This window comes from Staphylococcus sp. HMSC14C01 (assembly GCF_001808085.1).
GTDB lineage: Bacteria > Bacillota > Bacilli > Staphylococcales > Staphylococcaceae > Staphylococcus > Staphylococcus hominis.
In genome coordinates this window covers 49,742-72,947 of sequence record NZ_KV792029.1, presented here as the reverse complement: position 1 = coordinate 72,947, position 23,206 = coordinate 49,742, and the positions used below count along the sequence as shown (strand labels likewise).

The 23,206-nt window shown below is 29.3% G+C and carries 19 protein-coding genes; 11 read left to right on the top strand and 8 right to left on the bottom strand.

Annotated features, from left to right (window positions below):
- Nucleotides 1–2,574: DUF1542 domain-containing protein (locus tag HMPREF3131_RS11315; protein WP_256262190.1), on the top strand; the 2,574-nt coding region annotated here is incomplete at its 5' end.
- A 90-nt stretch (nucleotides 2,575–2,664) separates the two neighbouring features.
- Here HMPREF3131_RS11315 and HMPREF3131_RS05230 read toward each other — a convergent pair.
- A complete protein-coding gene (locus HMPREF3131_RS05230) occupies nucleotides 2,665–3,660 on the bottom strand; it encodes an acrylyl-CoA reductase family protein (protein WP_002448474.1) in 996 nt (331 codons plus the stop codon).
- A gap of 318 nt (nucleotides 3,661–3,978) precedes the next feature.
- Between HMPREF3131_RS05230 and efeO the strand changes: the two genes are divergently transcribed.
- From efeO to HMPREF3131_RS05215, 3 genes are read left to right on the top strand one after another with little or no spacing between them, the layout of a single operon-like run.
- Entirely contained in the window at nucleotides 3,979–4,833 is an 855-nt protein-coding gene (gene efeO / locus HMPREF3131_RS05225; RefSeq protein ID WP_048680382.1) for an iron uptake system protein EfeO, read from the top strand.
- Complete coding sequence (gene efeB / locus HMPREF3131_RS05220) at nucleotides 4,830–6,056, top strand: iron uptake transporter deferrochelatase/peroxidase subunit (protein WP_070436513.1); 1,227 nt, start codon at nucleotides 4,830–4,832, stop codon at nucleotides 6,054–6,056. The genes efeO and efeB overlap by 4 nt, the downstream gene beginning before the upstream one ends.
- Nucleotides 6,037–7,767 (top strand): FTR1 family protein, encoded by a 1,731-nt coding sequence (locus HMPREF3131_RS05215; RefSeq protein ID WP_070436512.1) that lies wholly within the window; start codon nucleotides 6,037–6,039, stop codon nucleotides 7,765–7,767. The genes efeB and HMPREF3131_RS05215 overlap by 20 nt, the downstream gene beginning before the upstream one ends.
- A 70-nt stretch (nucleotides 7,768–7,837) precedes the next feature.
- Here HMPREF3131_RS05215 and tatC read toward each other — a convergent pair whose 3' ends face one another.
- Nucleotides 7,838–8,593, bottom strand: coding sequence for a twin-arginine translocase subunit TatC (gene tatC, locus HMPREF3131_RS05210; protein WP_170076295.1), 756 nt, complete (start codon nucleotides 8,591–8,593; stop codon nucleotides 7,838–7,840).
- On the bottom strand, nucleotides 8,535–8,759 hold the full coding sequence (locus HMPREF3131_RS05205; RefSeq protein ID WP_017174935.1) for a twin-arginine translocase TatA/TatE family subunit: 225 nt from the start codon (nucleotides 8,757–8,759) through the stop codon (nucleotides 8,535–8,537). The genes tatC and HMPREF3131_RS05205 overlap by 59 nt, the downstream gene beginning before the upstream one ends.
- Before the next feature lie 176 nt (nucleotides 8,760–8,935).
- Here HMPREF3131_RS05205 and HMPREF3131_RS05200 point away from each other — a divergent pair, with 176 nt between their 5' ends.
- A complete protein-coding gene (locus HMPREF3131_RS05200) occupies nucleotides 8,936–9,451 on the top strand; it encodes a GNAT family N-acetyltransferase (RefSeq protein ID WP_070436511.1) in 516 nt (171 codons plus the stop codon).
- Nucleotides 9,452–9,506: 55 nt separating this feature from the next.
- Here HMPREF3131_RS05200 and HMPREF3131_RS05195 read toward each other — a convergent pair whose 3' ends face one another.
- A complete protein-coding gene (locus tag HMPREF3131_RS05195; RefSeq protein WP_048680374.1) occupies nucleotides 9,507–11,192 on the bottom strand; it encodes a CDP-glycerol glycerophosphotransferase family protein in 1,686 nt (561 codons plus the stop codon).
- Nucleotides 11,193–11,547: 355 nt separating this feature from the next.
- Between HMPREF3131_RS05195 and HMPREF3131_RS05190 the strand changes: the two genes are divergently transcribed.
- The gene (locus HMPREF3131_RS05190; protein WP_049334634.1) at nucleotides 11,548–13,149 is read left to right on the top strand and encodes an L-lactate permease; all 1,602 of its coding nucleotides are present in this window, start codon (nucleotides 11,548–11,550) and stop codon (nucleotides 13,147–13,149) included.
- 49 nt (nucleotides 13,150–13,198) lie between these two features.
- On the opposite strand, the gene HMPREF3131_RS05185 is transcribed toward HMPREF3131_RS05190, so the two are convergent.
- Nucleotides 13,199–14,344, bottom strand: coding sequence for a glycosyltransferase family 4 protein (locus HMPREF3131_RS05185; protein WP_070436510.1), 1,146 nt, complete (start codon nucleotides 14,342–14,344; stop codon nucleotides 13,199–13,201).
- Between the two features lie 310 nt (nucleotides 14,345–14,654).
- Here HMPREF3131_RS05185 and mqo point away from each other — a divergent pair, with 310 nt between their 5' ends.
- A complete protein-coding gene (mqo, locus tag HMPREF3131_RS05180; protein WP_049415265.1) occupies nucleotides 14,655–16,133 on the top strand; it encodes a malate dehydrogenase (quinone) in 1,479 nt (492 codons plus the stop codon).
- Between the two features lie 52 nt (nucleotides 16,134–16,185).
- On the opposite strand, the gene HMPREF3131_RS05175 is transcribed toward mqo, so the two are convergent.
- The gene (locus HMPREF3131_RS05175) at nucleotides 16,186–17,559 is read right to left on the bottom strand and encodes a sensor histidine kinase (protein ID WP_049415270.1); all 1,374 of its coding nucleotides are present in this window, start codon (nucleotides 17,557–17,559) and stop codon (nucleotides 16,186–16,188) included.
- Entirely contained in the window at nucleotides 17,552–18,226 is a 675-nt protein-coding gene (locus tag HMPREF3131_RS05170) for a response regulator transcription factor (protein ID WP_049415276.1), read from the bottom strand. Before HMPREF3131_RS05170 ends, HMPREF3131_RS05175 begins: the two co-directional genes overlap by 8 nt.
- A 130-nt stretch (nucleotides 18,227–18,356) precedes the next feature.
- Here HMPREF3131_RS05170 and HMPREF3131_RS05165 point away from each other — a divergent pair, with 130 nt between their 5' ends.
- Both HMPREF3131_RS05165 and HMPREF3131_RS05160 read left to right on the top strand, forming a co-directional pair.
- Complete coding sequence (locus HMPREF3131_RS05165) at nucleotides 18,357–19,412, top strand: ABC transporter permease (protein WP_019834776.1); 1,056 nt, start codon at nucleotides 18,357–18,359, stop codon at nucleotides 19,410–19,412.
- Nucleotides 19,412–20,077: an ABC transporter ATP-binding protein gene (locus tag HMPREF3131_RS05160; RefSeq protein WP_017174927.1), complete on the top strand. Its 666-nt coding sequence runs from the start codon at nucleotides 19,412–19,414 to the stop codon at nucleotides 20,075–20,077. Before HMPREF3131_RS05165 ends, HMPREF3131_RS05160 begins: the two co-directional genes overlap by 1 nt.
- Nucleotides 20,078–20,146: 69 nt before the next feature.
- Here HMPREF3131_RS05160 and HMPREF3131_RS05155 read toward each other — a convergent pair whose 3' ends face one another.
- Nucleotides 20,147–21,103: a YdcF family protein gene (locus tag HMPREF3131_RS05155; protein ID WP_019834777.1), complete on the bottom strand. Its 957-nt coding sequence runs from the start codon at nucleotides 21,101–21,103 to the stop codon at nucleotides 20,147–20,149.
- A gap of 171 nt (nucleotides 21,104–21,274) precedes the next feature.
- Between HMPREF3131_RS05155 and HMPREF3131_RS05150 the strand changes: the two genes are divergently transcribed.
- The gene (locus HMPREF3131_RS05150) at nucleotides 21,275–21,736 is read left to right on the top strand and encodes a MarR family transcriptional regulator TcaR (protein WP_017174925.1); all 462 of its coding nucleotides are present in this window, start codon (nucleotides 21,275–21,277) and stop codon (nucleotides 21,734–21,736) included.
- A gap of 99 nt (nucleotides 21,737–21,835) precedes the next feature.
- A complete protein-coding gene (locus HMPREF3131_RS05145; protein WP_070436509.1) occupies nucleotides 21,836–23,200 on the top strand; it encodes a membrane-associated protein TcaA in 1,365 nt (454 codons plus the stop codon).
- The last annotated feature ends 6 nt before the right edge of the window (nucleotides 23,201–23,206 follow it).

The window sequence follows — 23,206 nt, the reverse complement described above, 5'->3', positions numbered from 1 at the left end:
GATAATTATAGAGCGAAAAAAGCAGAAGCAGAGCGAATTAGTGCAGAAGCCCAAGGCGTGATTAACAATGGAGATGCGACAGCTGAAGAAATCAGAAATGAGAAAGCGAAAGTAGAAGAAGCATTAACTCAATTAACTGAAGCAAAAAATGCAATAAAAGCAGATAAGTCAGTGTTAGAACAAAAACGTCCAGGATTAAATCATGTGGGAGTTACCGAAGGTAAACAACCGGCGAGCGTGACTGCATATAATAATGAAATGGCTAAAATTCATGATGAACTTGAAGCAGCGAAAACAGAAGCAGATAGAGTGATTCATGATGACAATGCGACACCAGCACAAGTAACAGCGGCTATCGCAAAAATTGACGCGGTACAACCTAAGTTAGATAATGCCATTAGTTTACTTCACGACAAAGAAAACAACAGTGAATTAGTGAAAGCAAAAGCGAAATTAGATGCAGCGACTAGCGAGGAAGATCCAACGCCAGGAATGACGCCAGCAACAGCAGATAATTATAGAGCGAAAAAAGCAGAAGCAGAACAAGTCAGCAGAGACGCACAAAAAGTGATTGAAAATGACGATGCAACATCTGGGGAAATTGCGCAAGCAATAGCTAAAGTAAATGAAGCTACAGTTGCATTAAAACAAGCTAAACATGATTTAATTCCAGACAAAACTTTATTGAATAATGCTAAAAACAATTTAGAAACAAGCATTAATCAGGTGCCTGAAACTAAAAATATGACTAGTGATTCTGTTGAAAATTATAGAAATAAATTAAGTCAAGCAAAAGATACATTAGCTAATGCACAAAAAGTTATTGATAACCTAACTTCAACAGTTGATGAAATTCATAAAACTATCGAAAATGTGAAACGTGCTAAAGATGAACTTGAACAAGCTAAACATGACTTAATATTAGATTATGATGCTGTCATTAAAAAAATTAAACAACAAACTGATTTAACAGAATCACAGAAGGATAAATTAATAGAAAAGACAAAAGCTTCTACAACTTCTGATGAATTAGAAAATATTAAACATAATACTAATTTATTAAATGATGCGATGAAACAATTAAAAGAAAACATCGCTGAAAAAGATAAAATCAAAGCAAGTATTAATTATACTGATGGAGATAAAGATAAAAAAGATACCTATGATGATGCTTTAAAAGAAGCTGAAAAACTAATTAATGATGCAAAAAATCCTATTATTGATCCTAGCGTGATAAATCAACTTAAAGATAAGATAATTGATGCTAAAAATAATTTAAATGGTGCAGAAAAATTACAAAATGCTAGAAATAATGTTAAACACATATTGGAAAACTTAGAACATTTGAACAATGCACAAAAAGATGCGTTTAACAATATGGTAGATAATGAAAATTCACGTGATAATTTAGATATAATTATTAATAAAGCTAAAGAAGTGGATAAAGCTATGAAACATTTAATTGATGAAATAGCTGATAATTTAGATATCAAGCATTCTGTTAATTATTCAGAAGCTTCACCAGATAAAAAATCCGCTTACGATGAACTTATTAAAAAAGCTGAAGACTTAATAAATAAAGGTATTGGTACAAATGCATCACTTGAAGAAATTAATAAATTAATTCAAGATATTAAAAAAGCAAAATATGATTTAGATGGAAAACATCAAGTTGAATTAGCTAAACAAAAAGCTTTAGTAGAGTTAGAAAATGAAGTTAACCGATTGAAAGATGAAATTGACAACAATCCTAATCTTTCTAAAGAAGATAAAGAAAAACTTAAATCTAAATTAGAGCGTCTTCTTGAAAATGCAAAAGGTCAGATTAATAATGCAACTACATTAACAGACCTTAATAAGATTAAAAATAATACTCAAAAAGAAATCGATAAATTAAAAGCATTAATTGATGCTAAAACTTTGGCTAAACAAGAAATTATTGATTTTGCTAATAAAAAACATCAAGAAATTCTAAATAATTCTAACTTAACTGATGCTCAGAAACAAAAAGTGGTAGCTGAAATAGATAAAACTTTACAAAAAGTGCTTGAAAACATTGATAACGCCAATGACATCAATGAAATTAACCGTAAACTTAAAGAGGGCAAAGATAATATAGCGAAAATTGTTGCAAAAGAAATTACTAATGCGTTAATAGATAATAAAATTAAAGAAATTAAAGCACGCAAAGATTTAACAGATGAACAAAAAGCTAAATTAATTGATTATCTTGAAAAACTTAGACGTGATACGTTAAAAGAAATTGATAAATCACATATTGATGATATCGGTTCAATTATCCAACAATTAATGGACAAATTGAATATGCTTGATATTGATAAAATTGAAAACATCTTAAGTCATAACAATAAAGACAATAATCAAAATCAATCAAATATTGACGGTATTCAATCTAATAACAGTCATTTATCTAAATCACATAGATTACCTGATACTGGTTCAGAAAGTACATCTATTCAATTAGAGATTGAATTAATGACACTATTAGTTGGTCTAGGATTAGTATTAAAAAATCGTAGAAAAAAACAAAAAAATAACAAGAATAAAAGATAAAAAAGATATAACTTAGTATCTTTAAAAATAAAGAGCAGGAAACCACTATAAACTGGGTTTCTTGCTCTTTTTTTATTAAATAAATATGAACTATGCTTCAAAATCTATAATAATTCTTCCAGCGTTTTCATGATTAAGTACTGTCTCAATAGAATGTTTTAAATCTTTAAAAGCAATTGTATTTTTAATTTCATGTAATTTATTAGATTTTAAATCAGTTGCTAATCTTCTCCATACACGTTGACGTAATTTCATTGGTGTCATAACTGAATCAAGTCCAACGACGCTTACACCGCGAAGAATAAATGGAAATACTGAAGTTTCAAAGTGGTTACCTCCAGTCATACCAATTAATGCAACACCGCCACCATTTGTTAGATGCTTTGCTATATAAGGTGTTCCAGGACCACCGCAAGGATCAATAGCAGCTTGCCAAGTTCTTTTTCCTAATATTTCATTACTATCTTCAGAAATACGATCGATAACTTCTCTTGCTCCTAATTCTTTTAATTTATTTGTAGCTTTTTTATTTCCAGTACTTGCTACAACTTTATAACCAAGTTCATTTAACATCATTACAGCTAAAGACCCAACACCACCAGAAGCGCCACGTACAAGTACTTTATCGCCTTCAAGTGTCATAAAGTTTGCTTTTTCTAATTTTTCTATTGCTAAACCAGCTGTGTAACCAGCAGTCCCATAAATCATCGCTTCTTCAAGTGTTAGATTTTCAGGACATTTAACAATCCAATCTGATTTAACACGGGCATACTCACTAAATCCACCGTAATGATTGACGCCTAAATCATAGCCAGTAATAATAACTTCTTCACCTTTTTCGATTGTAGGGTCATCAGATTCTACGACTGTACCTGCCAAATCAATTCCAGGAACCATTGGATATGATTTAAGTACACCGCTATCTTTAACAGTGGCTAAGGCATCTTTATAATTAATACCAGAATATTGAACTTTTATTAAAACTTCACCTTCAGGTAAATCATTGATTGATAAATCTTTGAAATCACTTGTGACAGTGCCATCATTATCTTTTTCAACCATAAACGCTTTGAAATTTACACTCATAAAATCGTACTCCTTAAAAATAAAAAATTAGATGTTAATTGCATATCCTAAATAACCATACCACATTTTAAATGAGTCATTAAGTTAAAAAGTTTATATAAATTAAATATAAAATAGTCTGTATTTTGATAAAAAATAATTATATTGACAGTAAAACAGCATAAATATATAATTTTATTGATAATGATTATCACTTGATAATAATCATGTTGATAGAGATATAAAACTGCAATTTTAAAATTTAGATGTAGAGAATATACATTTTAAAATATTTAACATCAAAAGATAATCACTAAATTTTAATGAGGTGAATTTATTATGAAGAAATTACCAACTATTTTACTAACATCATCACTACTATTAACAGCTTGTGGTCATAATAATCACGATAATGCTAATGAGAAAACTTCAAAAAAATCTACAAATGAGAATAAAGTAGCATTACAGAAAGCAGCTAAAGAATATAGAAAATATACAAATGAACAGTTAGATCAGTTTTTAAAAGGAACTGAAGAATTTGTATCTGCAATAAAAGCAGATGATATTGAAAAAGCAAAATTTTTGTATCCTAAAGTACGCATGTATTATGAACGTTCTGAACCCGTAGCTGAAGCATTTGGCGATTTAGATCCTAAAATCGATGCCCGCCTAGCTGATATGAAAGAAGAGAAAAAAGAAGATAAGTGGACAGGGTATCATAAAATTGAAAAATCTCTTTATCAAGAAAATAAAATAGATGAAATGACTAAGAAGGATGCTGATCAATTACTAAAAGATGCTAAAGAATTAGATGCTAAAATAGATACATTAGATATTACACCTAAGTTAATGCTACAAGGATCAGTGGATTTATTAAATGAAGTATCTACATCAAAAATTACTGGAGAAGAAGAGATATACTCTCACACCGATTTATATGATTTTAAAGCAAATATCGAAGGTGCTCAAAAAATTTATGAATTATTTAAATCTGAATTAGAAAAGAAAGACAAAAAATTGAGTTCTACAATTATGGATAATTTTAATAAAGTGAATCAATTACTTAATAAATATAAAAATAATAATGGTTATAAAGATTATAGTGCAATAACTAAAGAAGATAGAAAAGCGTTATCAGATGCAGTTAACTCACTAGGAGAACCATTAAGTAAAATGGCTGTGATTACAGAATGAGTAATATAAATCATAAAAATCACCCTCAAATGACTAGACGTTCATTTTTAAAGTTACTAGGTATAGGAAGTGCTGGTGCTGTTATTGGAGCAAGTAGTGTAGGCAGTATCTTTTCGTTTAAATCTATGTTTGATACTCCTGAAAGTGAAGAAAACGATTCATATGAATTTTATGGACATATTCAAGCTGGTATTACTACACCAACTCAAAAAAATTGTAATTTCATTGCATTAGATTTAAAGTCCAAAGATCAAACATTAATTAAAGATATGTTTAAAAAATGGACTCAAATGTCTGTTAGTATGACTGACGGTGCTATTATTGGGGGAAATAGTAACAATACACTATTACCACCTGTAGATACTGGTGAATCAATAGGATTAGATGCTAGTAAACTCACTTTAACATATGGCGTGAGTAAGTCTTTTTTGAAAAAAATAGGATTATCATCTAAAATTCCATTTGATTTTAGAGATATACCTCATTTTCCTAATGATCAATTAGATGAAGAGTATAGTGATGGAGATATTATGATTCAAGCATGTTCAAATGATCCTCAAGTTACTTTTCATGCTATACATAACTTAATACGACCTTTTAGAGACATCATTAAAATTCGTTGGTCACAACATGGTTTTATTTCTGCTAAAAAAAATGAAACACCGAGAAATTTAATGGCATTTAAAGATGGTACAGTTAATCCACGAAAAAATAACGATTTGAAAAAATATGTATTTATTGATAATGGATGGGCAGAAAATGGAACGTATTGCATTATAAGACGAATCCAAATACATATTGAGACATGGGATCGTACCGCATTAGAAGAGCAAGAAGCAACATTTGGTCGTAAACGTTCTACAGGTGCACCTCTAACAGGTAAGAAAGAATTCGATAATATTGATTTAAATGCTAAAAATAATAAGGGCAAGTATGTTATCGATGAGAATGCGCATACACGTTTAGCTCGTGAAGTAAAAACTTCTATTAAACGTAGAGCATATAATTATAATGATGGTACAAATGCTAAAACAGGTGACTTAGATACTGGACTCATGTTTATTTGTTTCCAAAAATCTATTCAACAGTTTATCGATATTCAAAATAATTTAGGACACAATGATAAATTAAATGAATATATCACACATCGAGGTTCTGCATCATTTCTTGTATTACCAGGGATACAAAAGGGAGGTTATATCGGTGAAACACTCTTTAATTAGGATATCGATAATTACTCTCTTAATCATTATTACACGTCTGTTTTCATTGACTTCAGTTAGTGTTGCAAATGATAGTCAATTAAATGATGCGTATGTAGCTATCTCTGATGCGAAATCGACGTTAGAGCACAAACAATTAAATTATAACGAAAAACAAAACGTGTTGAATGAAGTAAAACATAAAATAATGTCTTTAAATATTAAAGAAAATAAAAAAGGAAAAGATGTTAAATCGAAACTTCATATGATTGATCAAGCAACGACTACAAATAAACAAATCGAATCGTTATCGGAGTTAACAAAATCTCTCATCGTTTACGAAAGTTCTGTATCGACTGATGATATTGATAAAGATATTAGAAATTTAAAAAAACAAATTAACGCAAAAGATAATATCATGCAAGAAGCTGTAAAAAATAAAGATAGATCAAAATTACAATCTATTAATAATATGTTAAATCAAATTTGGAAAAAACATGAAACGGCCATCAGAAATTATGATGAAAATAAATATGGACAAATAGAAGTATACTTGATGCAGTTACGTGTAGCTATTCAAAAAGAACCATTAGACATAAAAAAAGTAGATAATGCTTGGAAGACATTTAAAACAAGTATTGATACTGTTGATAAAAAGCAATCCAATACTGAAAAAAATCAATATAAAGTTACCCAACTTAATATTGAATTAGAGAAAGCAATCAAAGGTATCGAGAGTCATCAGTTAAAACAATCAGATGAGGCACTGACTAAATTTATACAAATATGGCCTTATGTTGAAGGCAAAATTCAAACTAAAAACAGTAGTTTATATACAAAAATTGAAGATAAAATTCCATATTATCAAAGTATTTTAGATAATAGTAATAAAGATCGTATTAAAGAAAGTTTAATAAAAATAAATTCTGAAATTAAAGATACTGTAAGTGAAGACGCATATTCATCTATAGATGTAATGATTATATTTTTACGTGAAGGATTAGAAGTATTATTAATCATATTGACATTAACAACTATGACAAGAAATGTTAGAGACACTAAAGGGACAACAAGTGTCATTGGTGGCGCTATATTAGGTTTGATTTTAAGTCTCGCATTAGCACTTATCTTTATTCAAGTACTAGGAAATAATGGATTATTACGTGAAGGTATGGAAGCAGCACTAGGAATAATAGCAGTTGTTTTAATGTATATTGTGGGTATATGGATGCATAGACGTTCAAGTGCTAAGCGATGGAATGATATGATTCAACAAATGTATCACCATGCAATAAGTAATCGAAACTTAGCATTATTAGGTACAATTGGATTAATATCCGTTTTGAGAGAAGGCGTTGAAGTCATTATCTTTTATATGGGAATGATGGGAAGTATAAAAACTTTAGATTTTGTTATAGGAATTATACTAGCCATTGTTATATTAAGCATATTTACATTGTTATTCAAAACAGTTATACGATTGATACCTATATATTTTATTTTTAGAGTACTTTCTATTTTAATATTTATTATGGCATTTAAAATGTTAGGAATTAGTATTCAAAAATTACAATTACTTGGAATGATAACACAACATAGTATTGAGCATATTCCAACACTTAATATCATTGGTTTTTATCCAAGTATTGAAACGATGAGTGCACAATTAATTTATATACTATTAATTGCTTATTTCACTGTAAAACATACTAAAACAAAGCATCATATCTAAATTGAAAATAAAGTCTCAAACGAGTAGATTAATTTACTCGTTTGAGACTTTTGCATTTGATTCGAATTCATTAATGTCGAGTAGTTATTTTAGTTAAAAGAATGCTTATTTCAAATAAAATAATGAGTGGTAAAGTCAAAAATAGATTCAAAGTGATATCTGGTGGTGCAAGAATACTAGCAATAATGAAACAAGTAAAATAAATATATTTGCGATATTGGTGTAATTGTTTAATATCTATTACATCCATTTTAACTAGTCCCATACAAAACATAGGTAATTGAAAGACGACACCAAATATAAATAACCACCTTATTAATTCATGTAAATAAGCATTAAAACCAATCACTGGTTGAATATACATTGTTTTCGATAATGTTAATGAAAATTTTATAATTAATGGAAATCCGATAGTATAGGCGAAACCGACACCAATGATAAATAACGCAGTACATAATAAACTATATTTATAAATAAAAAAACGTTCACGTCGATGAAGCCCTGGTGATATAAATGCCCATAATTGATAGAAAATAATAGGAAGAACTAAGCACAAAGTTACAAAACTAATGATTAGTATATAGACTTGAATCATTTCAGTGAATGAAAAAGTATGTAAAACAACTTGAGTGCGTTTAATATGGTAAACAAAAGTTGTGATCCACCATTTAGATGATATGTATACTAACGGCAAAGTAATTAAAAATGAAATAAGTATATTAATTAAACGTCGCCTTAATTCTTCAAAGTGTTCGAGTAAGGTCGAACTAGTTTGATTTGTCTCGCTGTTGTTTAGAATGTTTACTGGGTGTTTCCTCCACCTCATCTGAATCAATGTGTTCAGCTGCAGACTTAAATTCTCTTAAAGTACTGCCAATCGCTTTACCAAATTGTGGTAATTTTTTAGGACCAAAAATAATTAATGCAACAATACTAATAATGACTAAACTGGTAGGTCCAGCAATGCCTAATATAAATAACTCATGAAACATCTTAAACACCTCACTTTAATATAATCTATCTTTACTTTATACTTATTGATAATTATTATCAATACATATTTTAATTTATAAAAAAATAATTTAATATAGTGTTTGAAATGTGTTTGATAAGGAATAAGATATTATCTGGTTTTGAGGAAAATAAGTACAATAAAAAGAGGGAAAATATGAAAGAAGAAATTGAAGAAATTAAAAAAGATAATGTAAGTGAGTTAAGAAAAATTGCAGAAAAAACGTTTTATGATACTTTTAAAGGTAGTTATACTGATGAAAACTTTAAAAAATTTTTTAAAGAAAACTATAATGAAACGAAGTTATTATCAGAAATCGAACATCACCAATCATTTCACTATTTCTATAAGGTCGATGATGAGATTGCTGGTTATTTAAAATTAAATATTAATGAAACACAAACTGAACCAAAAGGTGATCAATATTTAGAAATTCAACGCATTTATTTTGATAAGGATTACCAAGGTGGAGGAAGAGGAAGTCAATTTATTCAATTAGCTATTGATAAAGCAAGGGAGTATAATAAATCAAAAATATGGTTAGGTGTTTGGGAAAATAATCCTTCTGCCATTAGCTTTTATAAAAAGCAAGGCTTTGAAATTACAGGACAACATGATTTTATTAATGGTAATGTAATAGACACGGATTTAATTATGGAAAAAGAAATTTAAAATAACACAATAAAGCACTAAGCGTACAGAAAAGTTCTGTACGCTTAGTGCTTTATTATTTATCTAAAATATCTCTCATAAGTTGAGTTAATTTTTTTAGAGATTGATTATTACGATTTATAAGTGCATGTTGATGAATGGTAGGAATCCTATCATGAATTAAATGATTTAGTAACAATTCTTCGTCTGTGTACCAAACTTTTGCTAGACTATTCAGCACATCAATATAGACGCCACGTTCTTCTTTATATTCTTCGTGGTTAGGAGTATATAAACAAACTTTTTTATCAATAGTTAGGGCATCAAAAATGATAGAAGAATAATCAGTAAGTACAATGTCTGATACTAAGATTAAGTCTTGTGTTTCGATATCCATAGGAGCCTCAATGACACCTTCTGGAATAGCATCATCACCTTCAATATGCCCCTTATATATCACATAGTATTTTTCTAGTAACTCTGGTGTCATCGTTAAAGGCGTAAATGATTCTGTATTTTTATGCCATGTTGGCGCATATAATAAAACAGGTTTTGTATGATTGAGTTTTAATTTTTCACGTATTTTTCTTTGCTGATTTTGATTATCTTTATAGTTTAGTAAATAACTTACTCTTGGATAACCAAAAGGAAGAAATTGAACCGTTTCATTAGGAAAAGCAGTCTCAAATAAACCTTCTGAAGCTTTTGAATCTAATAAGACATATGATTGGTGTTTCCATTTATTATATTTTCTTGCTCTGTAATTATAAATAGTTTGATTTTGATAAGGTTCTTTACTATCTAAAAATAATTCTTTAATAGGTGTACCATGCCATAATTGAATGACTGTACCATTAGGTTGGTAAGCTTCAGGCATATAACTTTCAATGACTACAATTTTTGCAGTTTCAATAAGTTCTTTATTATGTTCTGCATCAATGGGAAGGAAATACGGTCCACGTCTATCGTCAGTAATGTAATAAGCTTCTGTTGTTGGATTTCGTTTTACAAAATAATTAAAAAGGTATTTAGAGTTACCTCTATAGCCATAATCGAATCCTAAAAATACGACATGATTTTTCAATTTGGATGTATCTTTAGTATAGATATAACTTAATTTTTTATGATTTTGAATAGCACGTTGATGAATTTTATTGTACATCCATTTAGGTAATTTAAATTTTGTTGTTACAAGCCAGCTATCAGCAAAACGAAGAGTTTCGTCAGCTAATGGATGCTTATATTTAGGAAATGGAATCGAATGGCCGTGGATATAAGCTAATTTATTTAAATCAAAGTGATTGGCAATTTTAATTTCTCGTGTATCTAATGAATTCCAAAATGAACTAGATGTCTGTAATTCTTCAATAAAATCAAAAACAACATGTCCATCTATATCGATCTCATTTTTTAAAATAGTGATGACTGCTAGATCCATAATAGATTGAATTTGATATTTTGAAAGGTAAATCAGCGCAGTATCAATATTATAAATGATATTTGGATAATGATTAATATTATTCATCCAAGCGAGAAAACTTAATTTATCATTCCCAAAATAACGACAATCATTAAGGTAAACACCATGGATTGTGTAATCAACCGCAATAGAATGTTCACCTAATGGGACAGCATTAAGCATGTCTTGATTAATTTTTATTTCGTTAGAATAGGGGATAAAATGTGAATACCCTGCAGATTTAGCTTTATTAAGTTGTATATCTAGATGTGCCATATTAGATATATTTATTTGTTTAATCATTATGCATTATCCTTTAACTCCTAAATTTCATATTTTTATTTTACCATGCACTTTTAAAAAATTCATATTTACATGAATGATCATATAAAATCATATATTAATGAAAATTCAAATAGATTTTACTACTATTGTTGACATAAATTATTTTTACAGTATTGTCAATTGTGATAAGAAATGTTATATTATTTTTGTGAAAATATTCACAAAAATAAAAAGTGTAATATTCTAATTTTAACTTGAATACAATATGTTAATTTTTGTGAATACCTGTTAAAATTATAAAAGTGAATTTTTAGTTGTTTAGCTAGATAATTCATCAATATAATAAAATATTAAGGAAAGAAGCGTTTAAACTATGTTAGTACATTCTTTTAACCCTTTTGGTAACTTAGTGTTATCTAGTTTGATTGCAGCGATTCCAATCATTTTATTCTTGTTATGTTTAACAGTGTTTAAAATGAAAGGTATTTATGCAGCAATTACTACTTTAGTAGTGACTTTACTTATCGCTATCCCATTCTTTAAATTACCAGGTGGTATTGCGACAGGCGGTGTAATCGAGGGATTCTATCAAGGTATTATTCCCATTGGTTATATTGTTATTATGGCCGTTTTATTATATAAAACGACTCAAGAATCAGGTCAATTTAGTACGATTCAAGATAGTATCATGAGTATCTCTCAAGACCAACGTATTCAATTACTATTAATTGGTTTTGCGTTTAATGGTTTCTTAGAAGGTGCTGCTGGTTTTGGTGTGCCAATTGCAATCTGTGCATTATTACTTGCTCAATTAGGTTTCAAACCTTTACAAGCAGCAATGTTATGTTTAATTGCTAATGCGGCTTCAGGTGCATTTGGTGCAATCGGTATTCCAGTAGGTATTGTGAATACACTTCATTTACCAGGTCACGTACAAGCTATGGCTGTTTCTCAAACATCTACTTTAACTTTGGCAATTATTAACTTTATTATTCCATTCTTATTAATCTTTATTATCGATGGATTTAAAGGTATTAAAGAAACATTACCTCAAATTTTGGTAGCATCAATTACGTTTACTGTATTACAAGGTTTAATTACAGTATTTGTTGGACCAGAATTAGCTGATATTATTCCACCATTAGTAACAATGGGAGTTTTAGCAGTATTTTCTAAAAAAGTTCAACCGAAAAATATCTTTAGAATTCAAAAAGATGTTAAACCAGAAGCAGTTAAACCGCATAGTGGTAAAGAAATTCTATATGCATGGAGTCCATTCATTATCTTAACGATTATTGTTATGATTTGGAGTGCAACTTTCTTCAAAAACTTATTTGCACCAAATGGTCCTTTATCAGCATTAGTATTTAATTTCAATTTACCAGGCACATACAGTGATGTTACACACAAACCAATTATGTTAACTTTTAACTTTATTGGTCAAACTGGTACTGCCATTTTACTAACAATTATTATTACAGTATTAATGTCTAAAAAAGTTAGCTTTGGTGATGCAGGTCGTTTATTTGTTGAAGCATTTAAAGAATTATGGTTACCAATTGTAACAATTTGCTTCATCTTAGCAATTTCTAAAATCACAACTTATGGTGGTTTAAGTGCAGCTATGGGTCAAGGTATTGCAAAAGCAGGTGGCGTCTTCCCAATCTTATCTCCAGTATTAGGTTGGATTGGTGTGTTTATGACAGGTTCAGTAGTAAACAACAACTCACTATTTGCACCAATCCAAGCTTCTGTAGCACAACAAATTGGTACAAGTGCACCATTACTTGTTGCAGCTAATACTGTTGGTGGGGTTGCAGCTAAATTGATTTCACCACAATCTATTGCGATTGCAACAGCAGCTGTAAAACAAGTGGGTAAAGAATCAGAATTACTTAAAATGACTCTGAAATACAGTATAGGATTACTTATCTTTATCTGTATTTGGACATTTATCTTATCTATATTTATGTAGATATCATTAAAAGGATTGCAATTCGGAGAATTCCGATTGCAATCCTTTTTTATTTGAAAATAGAATAAAAATAATCGTAAATTTTATCTGGAGAATAATGTTCAAGAGTTCGATGACTTGATTTAATCATGTTTTCTGAATGCTCTTTCTTTTGAATAGCAAGATCAATATATTTTGCTAATGATTGTGCATTCGCATAGTCTGCTAAATAACCATTTTTATTATGTTGAATCAGTTGTGAAGGTCCAAGTGTATCTTTAAAACTAATAACAATATTGTCTTGAGCCATTGCTTCTAATATGACCATTCCAAACCCTTCATTTCGTGAAGGGACGACAGTCATTCGACTTTGCGCTAATTTTTCATTAAGGTGTTGAGTGGCTGGATGTATGGTTATTAAGTCATTAAGCTGGTAATGATTAATAGTTTCTTGTAAATTTTGATGTTCTTGACCTTCACCATAAATCTCTATTTTATAATTTTTCTGTATAAGCGTATCTTTAATGAGTTGGACACTTTCGATTAAAATATCATAACCTTTTTCATATTCTAGACGTCCGGCACTTAAAATAATATTTTTTTTAGGTAGATTTAATTTTTTAGTTCGAATAATATTAGGAACGACATATACAGGTGTTTCAATGAATGATTCATAATGGTTTTTATCAGTAAGAGTTAAAGTGGTTAGTGCGTCTAGATGTTGATAAGCATCTAATATTTCTTGTCGATACGCTTTGGGATAGGCATTTAAATTCATATGTTCCATACCTATTGTCATTGCATGTCCATGATAATATTTAGAAATAAATATATTAAAACTTGCTCTTGTACCTATGAGTACATCGGTATCTATATCATTAATTGCACGTATCAGTTTATGTTCAATATACTTGGAGAATTGATTTAAACCAGGCTCATGTTTTGAAAGGTAGATAGGCTTTAATAAAGGAGTGTATTTATTAAGTCGATTCATAAAGATAGAAATCACATTTTGTGGTTTTAGTCTATAATCAACTAAGTGTTTTATTTTAATAGAAGAATTGAGTTTGAAGTAAGGCATATCTTTAGCTCTAAAAATAGAAATAATTTCAACGTTATGACCTTTGTCCGCTAAGGTATTTGCTAATTCAGTCATTGCTTTAACTGTGCCACCTAAGGCGTATATATTATGCATTAAAAAAGTAAATGATTTCATGATTGTACCTCGTTATTAATAATATTATAAAAATTATAGCATGTAATAAACCAACTGTATAAATATTGTAAGCTTTATAATAAAATTAAAATATTTTTGAAAATAGAAACGAAATAATGTAATAATTCGTGTAAATACTTTTTTCAAAGAGAAATTATGTATATAATTACTATAGTAATTAAAATGTTATTTACGCTTTTAACGTCAAATTAATATTTATTTTTTATCAATTAAAGAAAGCGTTTTAAATTAAAAATGGTCGTGTTTATTTCGACTGAAGATGTGATTATAAAAGGGGGACTGGGTTGTTATGAGTATAGAACATAGCAAAACAGATGTCATCTTAATCGGTGGCGGAATCATGAGCGCAACATTAGGAACATTACTAAAAGACTTATCTCCAGACAAAGAAATTAAAATATTTGAAAAATTAGAACAATCTGGTGAAGAAAGTTCAAATGTTTGGAATAATGCTGGCACAGGTCATTCAGCTCTATGTGAATTGAATTATACAAAAGAAAATAAAGATGGCAGTATTGATGTAACAAAAGCAATTAAAATTAATGAACAGTTCCAAGTATCTAAACAATTTTGGGCTTATCTAGTCAGAACTGGTCAACTAGAACATCCAGGTAATTTTATTCAATCTGTGCCACATATGAGCTTTGTTAAAGGTATTTTAAACGTAGACTTTTTGAAAAAACGTGTAAAAGCTTTAAAAGAAAATATTTTATTTCAAAAAATGGAAATCACAGAAGATCGGGATCAAATTGATGAATGGGTGCCGTTAATGGTAGAAGGTAGAACATCACCCGTTCCTATTGCATTATCTCGTGATGAAACTGGTACAGATGTAAACTTTGGAGCACTCACTAAAAAATTAATTTCTAATTTAAAAGAACGTAATGTAGACGTTACGTATCATCAAGAAGTTCAAAATATTGAACGATTGAACAATGGTTATTGGAAAGTGACTGTCAAAGATTTGAACTCTAATACAATTCATACGTTTGAATCTGAGTTTGTGTTCATCGGTGCTGGAGGAGCAAGTCTTCCACTTCTACAAAAAACTGGAATTAAGCAGTCTAAACATGTAGGTGGTTTCCCAGTAAGTGGTCTTTTCTTACGTTGTAAAAACGAAGACGTTATTGAACGTCACTATGCAAAAGTATATGGTAAAGCAGATGTTGGAGCACCGCCGATGTCTGTACCACATTTAGATACACGATTTGTAAATGGAGAACGCTCTCTATTATTTGGACCGTTTGCAGGTTTCTCACCTAAATTTTTGAAAACAGGATCAAATTTAGATTTAATTCGCTCTGTTAAACCGAATAATATTGTGACGATGTTAACAGCAGGAGTTAAAGAGTTCAATTTAACTAAATACTTAGTTTCTCAATTAATGCTTAGTCATAAAGATCGAATGAATGATTTAAGAATCTTTTTACCGAATGCTAGAGACGAAGATTGGGAAGTTGTTATTGCTGGACAACGTGTTCAAGTGATTAAAGATACAGAAGATAGTAAAGGGAACTTACAATTTGGTACAGAGGTCATTACTTCTGATGATGGATCACTTGCAGCATTATTAGGTGCTTCTCCAGGAGCTTCAACAGCTGTCGACATCATGTTAGATGTATTAAAACGCTGTTACAAAAATGAATTTGATGCTTGGATTCCAAAAATTAAAGAGATGATTCCATCGTATGGACTTAAACTTAATGAGCATGAAGAAGTTTATAACGCAGTAAATAAAGAAGTAAGAAAATATTTAAATGTGAAATAATCAAAAAAACAGGTAGTGTCCTTTTTAACACTGCCTGTTTTTGTCTAATAAGTTAAAATAGGGTATGTGGAAATAGAATTTTAAATGTCGTGCCACTTTCAGAATTACTAGATACACATATTTTACCGTGATGTAAATCAATGATGGACTTAGTAATTGCTAGTCCTAAACCATTACTATTATCACTAGCATTGAGTTTATAAAAACGATCAAATAGATGTGGTATCGCTTGTTTAGAAATAGTTTGTCCTTCATTTGTTACCGCAAAAATAATATGATTATTTTCTTGATTCAAAGTAATATCGATAATGCCATTTATATCTGAATATTTAATAGCATTTTGAATTAGATTCGAAAATGCTTGATGTAAAAGGCGACGATTTCCCTGGAAATATATGTTATGCATATCAGATAATAACATCAATGATTTATCATCAATCGTGTATTGTTCATGTCGAATGATATCAGTAATAAGTGAAGATAATTCTAATTTATCGTCAACAGATAAGTGATTCGCATTATCTAATTCAGATAGTAATAGTAGTTCTTTTATTAAGTTACTAAGACGTGTAATTTCTAAATGAATATCATTGATTAAACTATGACGTTCATCTTCTGAATGCGCAGATTGTAATTCAGTTAATAGTCTTTCAATATGTGTAAGAGGTGTTTTAATTTCATGTGAAACATTTTGAACAAAATGCTGACGCATGTCATCTAATTGTTTTAATGACTGACGCATGGTATCAAAGCGAAACTGTAAAGTTCCAATTTCATCATGACGTGTACGAGAAATGGGTGTTTCAAAATTCCCATTCATTAATTGTTCTGTCGCCATTTTTAACTTTTTAATAGGTTTAATGATCGAGTATGTTGAAGCAATAACAAGCGAAATAGATATCAGCAATAAGAAAATAAGTAATACAAATAAAAATATTCTAAACTCGCCGAATGTTTTACCTATATCTGGCCGCATAAATACTGCTATAGGTTCATGGTCTTCATAAAATCTTATGCCCACCGTGTTATCTGTTTCGTTATCAAAGAAACCTGTCACAAATAATTCAAAAGGTTTGTTTTTTATACCGTGATAATCATGACCACGCATAACTTGGTTAATAGATGATGAGGACAGTGTATCTTTTCTAAAAGGTTCACCATAAAATGTTTTTTGTCCTTGTTTATCGACGGTAACGATTTGATAATTCATTTGTCCTAAATGTTGAAAATAAGACTTTACGTATTTTGAAGGAAGTTGATGTTCGTATGTACGAGCTTCTTTTAACGTACGCATAATTTTAGTGTCATTATTTTCTTTGAGATTGAAATGATAATATATATTTGCAATGAAAAAACTAACTAATGCACTAAAAATAATCACAGTAATAGTATAAATCGCAATGCGACTATATAATGTTTTAAACATCTTTATTCACCTTGTATCCCTGGCCCCTTACTGTTTGAATTTCAATAGTTGCTTCTAATTTTTTTAAGCGTGCTCTTAAACGCTTAATATGAACATCTACTGTTCTTTCATCGCCTGCATAATCGAAACCCCAAATTTTTTCAATAATAGACTCTCTTGTGAAAATTTGTCTTGGATGAGTACACAATAAAAATAGAAGTTGGAATTCTTTAGTAGGAAGATTCATTTTTTTAGATTCTACACTTACCTCCATAAATTCATCATTTAAACTAACATTTCCTATTTCAATCTTATTTTGTATATTAATTTGATAACGACGCAAAACGGCACGAATTCTAAATAATAATTCTTTAATTTCAAATGGTTTAGTTACATAGTCATCTGTGCCACTGACAAATGCGCGTTCTTTATCACTTAATGCATCTCGTGCTGTAAGCATAATAACTGGTAATTGATAGCGATCTTTTAATAATTGACATAATTCAAATCCATCCATACCTGTCATCATAATATCTACAACTGCGATATCCACAAGATGATGATTAAGATATTTTAAAGCTTGTTCTCCACTCGAATGTGTCACTGTTTTTATATGATCCGCTTCTAAATGTTTAGAAACATAATGCAAGAGTTTTGGATCATCATCTACAATTAAACATTTTATCATTTACTTTTCGCTCCTTTTCTTGTTATTATACGAATCTTTAAAATCTAAGACAATTTTCTTTGTTGTTCATATTCAGTTCATATTTACTCTCTATACTGTTTAATAAAGATAAATAGGGAGGAAAAAAGAAATGAATTTAGCTTGGAAAGAAATAAAATTTTATAAATTTCGATATATATTAATTATGCTAATCATCTTTTTACTAGGGAGTATGGTATTGTTTATTAATGGTTTAGCTCAAGGTTTAGCGAGAGAAAATGTGTCATTTTTAAACAATCAAAATGCACAAACATATATTATTGAAAAAATGAAAGAACCTAAAATTGAAAAATCACAACTTGATTCAAATCAACAAAATAAGATAGAAGATATTATAAATCAACAAGCAACACATCTTGGACCTCAAACATTAAAATTAAAACAACAAGATCAAGATATTCTTACTTTCTCTACCTCTAAAGAAGGTCGTCCCTCTTTAAAAGAAGGTCGATATCCTAATCACTCACATGAAGTTGCAATAAATGATAAATTAACAGGACAAGATGTAAAAAAAGGGGATACGATTAAGTTTAAAGGTCATAAAGAAGATTATAAAGTAAGTGGTATTATTGAAGATACAATGTATTCTCATAGCTCAATGGTTATGATGAATCATTCAGATTTTAAAGCACTTAATAAAAATTATTCTACATTCTATCCAGTTAAAGAATTAAGTAAAAAAGATAAAAATAGAATAAATGATATTTCTAATGTAACAACTGTTAATGAAAAAACATTGACTGATAACATTGCAAGTTACCAAGCAGAACAAATGCCATTGAATTTAATGATAATTAGTTTGTTCGTGATTACAGCAATTGTATTAAGTGCATTCTTTTATGTTATGACCATCCAAAAAATCTCACAAATAGGTATATTAAAAGCAGTAGGAATTAAAACGAGACATTTATTAAGCTCATTAATTATAGAGATTATTTTAACTACTATGGTGGGTGTTATTTTAGCCACAATACTTATTTTAATATTAAGTTTAATTATGCCAGTGACTATGCCATTTTATTTAGGTTACGGTACAATTTTATTAATGATTGTTATTTTTCTTATTGTAGGATGTATCGGTGCCTTACTATCATTTATCAAAGTATTAAAAGTGGATCCAATTGATGCTATTGGAGGTATGGAATAATGACATTAAAACTCGAACATATTAGTAAAACATTTGGAGAAGGTTTAGCGAAGACAAACGTATTAAAGGATATTAATTTAGAAGTTCAACCAGGAGAGTTTATTATTTTAAATGGTGCATCAGGTTCAGGTAAATCGACACTATTAAATATATTAGGTGGGTTGTTGACACCTACTGATGGTAAGATATTATATGAAGGTCATGATTTGTATTCAAATTATAAAAATAGTACAGAATTAAGACTTAATGATATTGGTTTTATTTTTCAAGCATCACACCTTGTTCCTTATCTAACTGTTGAAGAGCAACTCACTGTTATTGCTAAGGAAGCGGGAGTAAATAAAAAAGAAGCTGCTTCAAATGCTAAATATTTATTAACAGAAATTGGTCTCAAAGATCGTTTGAATGCATTTCCACATATGTTATCAGGAGGAGAAAAGCAGCGTGTAGCAATTATGCGTGCCTTTACAAATAATCCTAAAATCATTCTTGCTGATGAACCAACAGCAAGCTTAGATGCAAGTCGTGCTACGAAAGTAGTAGAGATGATTAGGGAACGTATAAAATCTGAACAGATGGTAGGTATTATGATTACACATGACGAGCGATTATTTGACTATGCTGATCGCGTCGTAAAATTAGAAGACGGCAAAATACTTAATTAAAAAGTGAGTAGTATGAATATGATGGAAAAGTCTGGGTCATATAAGAAAATGATCCAGACTTTTTGTATATTAAAGTAATATCCAAATTGATACTATAAATAGTCCAACTAAATACAAAGTCAAAAGTAATTTATATTGATACATAAGTGCAAGGAAATCGCGTAAAAGCGCTTTATCTAGAAAATGATAAGGCGTTGAACTTCCTAATCCTATTATGTTTATATTTAACTTTTGTGCAAGACGTAAGGCTCTTAAAATATGAAACTGACTCGTCACACATAAAATATTAGGGACATTTTCAAACGATGTATTAATGAAAGATTTAGAATATAAAAAGTTCTCATATGTACTGCTTGATTGTGATTCCATCAATATTGAAGAAGATGACACGCCACATTTCATGAGATAATTCTTCATTGCTAAAGCCTCTGAAATTGGTTCGTCAGGACCTTGACCACCACTTACCAATATGTTGCAATTATGCGACTGTACTTTATAGATTTTTAAAGCTCTATCCAGTCTAGAGGCTAGCATAGGAGTGACTGTTTCAGTGAATATACCTGCGCCAAGTATAAGAATCACATCATATTGTTTATGGGTTTTAGCACGTCCAAATGCAGAAGAAAAAATTAAATATATAATGAAAGTGTAACAAGCACTAAATAAAATTAAAGCAATCCATAAAAACATGCCATTTAAAATAGATAATGGTATTGTACTAAGATATATAAATATACCAATAAATAAGACACCATTTATTAATCTACGAAACATTTTGTTTAAGAAACGGGTTCCTTTTTTTATTTTAAATAGATGAGAATGTTTGACAAGCAAACCGATGGTAGAAATGATAATTAATATAAACAATCCAGTTGGTAGAGTCATGGTCATGATATTAATGAGATTAATGGTGAAACATAATATCACGCTTGTAATAAAAAAAGAAAGAGAGATAAAATGTCTTATATTAAACAAAACACTTAGGATAATAATTAAAACAATAAATAATAAAATGATTGCTAGCATATTTAATAACCTCATATCTATTTATATATTTAAATGTAATGAAAGGGTCACAATTTAGCAACTATTATATTTTTCTATTTGTTTTCAACGTGGAAAATTATTGATATTATTTAACAGAGTATAAAAATTAACTACATAATATATGAAATTATTTAAGTAAGGAGATTTGTAATGAATAGAATCTCAAAAAATCATATTGAATTTATGAAACATTTCATAGACGATACAAATACATTAACGTCTAAACTTTTAAAAGATCAACAAGTAAAATATGGTGTTTCTACTGAGCAATCGAATGTACTACGATTACTTAGTCATCATCAAGCTTTATCTATAACAGAAATTACTGAAAAACAAGGGGTTAATAAAGCGGCAGTAAGTCGTCGTATAAAAAAATTAATAGAAAGTGACTTTGTTGCATTACAGAAGCCTAACGATAAAATAGATCAACGTTTAAAGTATATTGTCTTAACAGAGAAAGGGCGCCAATATACGGAAGAAAATAACGAAATTATAAGTCAAATTGTGAATGATATGGTTAAAGACTTATCTAGTAGTGATATAGAAAAAGCTCTGAGTGTGCTTTATATTATAGATGAACGTGTGAAGCAGTTTAATGCTAAGGTAAAATAAACGTTAATCGGAAGTTATCTCCACAAGAAAAAAGGGTTATAATATTTGTGTGAAAAATATAAATGACATTGCATCTTATGAGAGGAAGTTGATGAGAAAATGAAACAATGTCCTTATTGTGGACAAGAATTAAATAAAAGTGATAAGCAATGTTCTAATTGTGGAAATATGATACCAAAAGAAAAAAATAAAGCAACATCGTCCTCTCAATCAGAACAATCTAATTTAAAATTTAAAAAGTTTATTCCGTGGGTCATTATAGCTTTCATTGTTGTTTTAATTGTTATTGTTTTCATACTATTAAGAAATTTCAATTCCCCCGAAGCTCAAACTAAAATTCTTGTAAACGCGATTGATAACAATGACGCTCAAAAAGTAGCGACATTAATTAGTACTAAAGATGTTCCTGTAGATGATGAAGAAGCAAGTGTTTATATTCAATATATTAAAGATGAAGTTGGAATGATGAAATTTATTCACGATGTCAAACACACAACAGATAAATTAAATAAAAGTAATCATGATTCTGCCTATATACAAACAAAAACAGATAAAAATGTATTAAAAATTAGTAAAAATGGAACGCGTTTTTTAATCTTTAATAACATGAGTTATAGACCACCTACAAAAACGGTTATTGTTAAGCCGAAAATAGATACAAAATATAAATTTAAAGCTGGTGGAAAACGTAGAGTCATTCATGCAAAGGCGAATCAAGCAACTTCTATTGGCAAATACATTCCAGGTGTTTATGCTATCGATGCTGAAAAAGACACGGAATATGGTCATTTTACAGGTCAAATGAAATTTGATTTTAGATATGCTAAAGGAAATACTGTGGATGTTAATGAGAACTTTAACGAAGCTGCACTTAAAGTTAAATTAAAGGGTAAAAGTGACTTAGATAAAAACACATTAAAAGTAACTATTAATGATAAAGAAATGAAATATGATGCATCAAAAATATATGGTCCATATCCTCAAAATAAAGACATTAGTGTTTCAGCTACAGGTATGGTTAAAGACAAAACATTTACGTCTACAAGTAAAACAATAAAAGCAAAAGATTTAGGAAACATTAATAGTGCCATACTGGACTTTGATGAAGATAAAATTTCTGATTATGTTTCAAAGAAAACTGAAGAAGAAAGTATACTTAGAGTTACGTTAGAACCATTTTTTAATCAATATGCTTATGCTCTAAATAATGCTATTAATCAACAAAATTTTGATATAATAAGTCCATTTCTAAAAAATAAGTCTGATGCATATATAGATATAAAAAATCATTTAAGTGATTCAAAGCATTTTGAGTTCTCACAGTTGTTAAGTGCAACTCAAAGTGGAGATATTATTAAAGCTAAAGTACAACAAATTAATCAACGCGGAGAAATAGAATATGTCACTTATGAAATAGAAGAAAATAAAGATAATGGAATATTACAAATTATAAACATTAAATAGATACTA

Excerpts from the sequence above, each read along its gene's own strand:
- HMPREF3131_RS05190 (WP_049334634.1), top strand. The coding sequence starts at position 11,548 with ATGTTAGTACATTCTTTTAACCCTTTTGGTAACTTAGTGTTATCTAGT.
- HMPREF3131_RS05150 (WP_017174925.1), top strand. The coding sequence starts at position 21,275 with ATGAATAGAATCTCAAAAAATCATATTGAATTTATGAAACATTTCATA.
- tatC (WP_170076295.1), bottom strand. The coding sequence starts at position 8,593 with ATGAGGTGGAGGAAACACCCAGTAAACATTCTAAACAACAGCGAGACA.
- HMPREF3131_RS05230 (WP_002448474.1), bottom strand. The coding sequence starts at position 3,660 with ATGAGTGTAAATTTCAAAGCGTTTATGGTTGAAAAAGATAATGATGGC.
- HMPREF3131_RS05200 (WP_070436511.1), top strand. The coding sequence starts at position 8,936 with ATGAAAGAAGAAATTGAAGAAATTAAAAAAGATAATGTAAGTGAGTTA.
- HMPREF3131_RS05145 (WP_070436509.1), top strand. The coding sequence starts at position 21,836 with ATGAAACAATGTCCTTATTGTGGACAAGAATTAAATAAAAGTGATAAG.
- efeO (WP_048680382.1), top strand. The coding sequence starts at position 3,979 with ATGAAGAAATTACCAACTATTTTACTAACATCATCACTACTATTAACA.
- HMPREF3131_RS05205 (WP_017174935.1), bottom strand. The coding sequence starts at position 8,759 with ATGTTTCATGAGTTATTTATATTAGGCATTGCTGGACCTACCAGTTTA.
- HMPREF3131_RS05185 (WP_070436510.1), bottom strand. The coding sequence starts at position 14,344 with ATGAAATCATTTACTTTTTTAATGCATAATATATACGCCTTAGGTGGC.
- mqo (WP_049415265.1), top strand. The coding sequence starts at position 14,655 with ATGAGTATAGAACATAGCAAAACAGATGTCATCTTAATCGGTGGCGGA.
- efeB (WP_070436513.1), top strand. The coding sequence starts at position 4,830 with ATGAGTAATATAAATCATAAAAATCACCCTCAAATGACTAGACGTTCA.
- HMPREF3131_RS05170 (WP_049415276.1), bottom strand. The coding sequence starts at position 18,226 with ATGATAAAATGTTTAATTGTAGATGATGATCCAAAACTCTTGCATTAT.
- HMPREF3131_RS05155 (WP_019834777.1), bottom strand. The coding sequence starts at position 21,103 with ATGCTAGCAATCATTTTATTATTTATTGTTTTAATTATTATCCTAAGT.
- HMPREF3131_RS05165 (WP_019834776.1), top strand. The coding sequence starts at position 18,357 with ATGAATTTAGCTTGGAAAGAAATAAAATTTTATAAATTTCGATATATA.
- HMPREF3131_RS05175 (WP_049415270.1), bottom strand. The coding sequence starts at position 17,559 with ATGTTTAAAACATTATATAGTCGCATTGCGATTTATACTATTACTGTG.
- HMPREF3131_RS05160 (WP_017174927.1), top strand. The coding sequence starts at position 19,412 with ATGACATTAAAACTCGAACATATTAGTAAAACATTTGGAGAAGGTTTA.
- HMPREF3131_RS05195 (WP_048680374.1), bottom strand. The coding sequence starts at position 11,192 with ATGATTAAACAAATAAATATATCTAATATGGCACATCTAGATATACAA.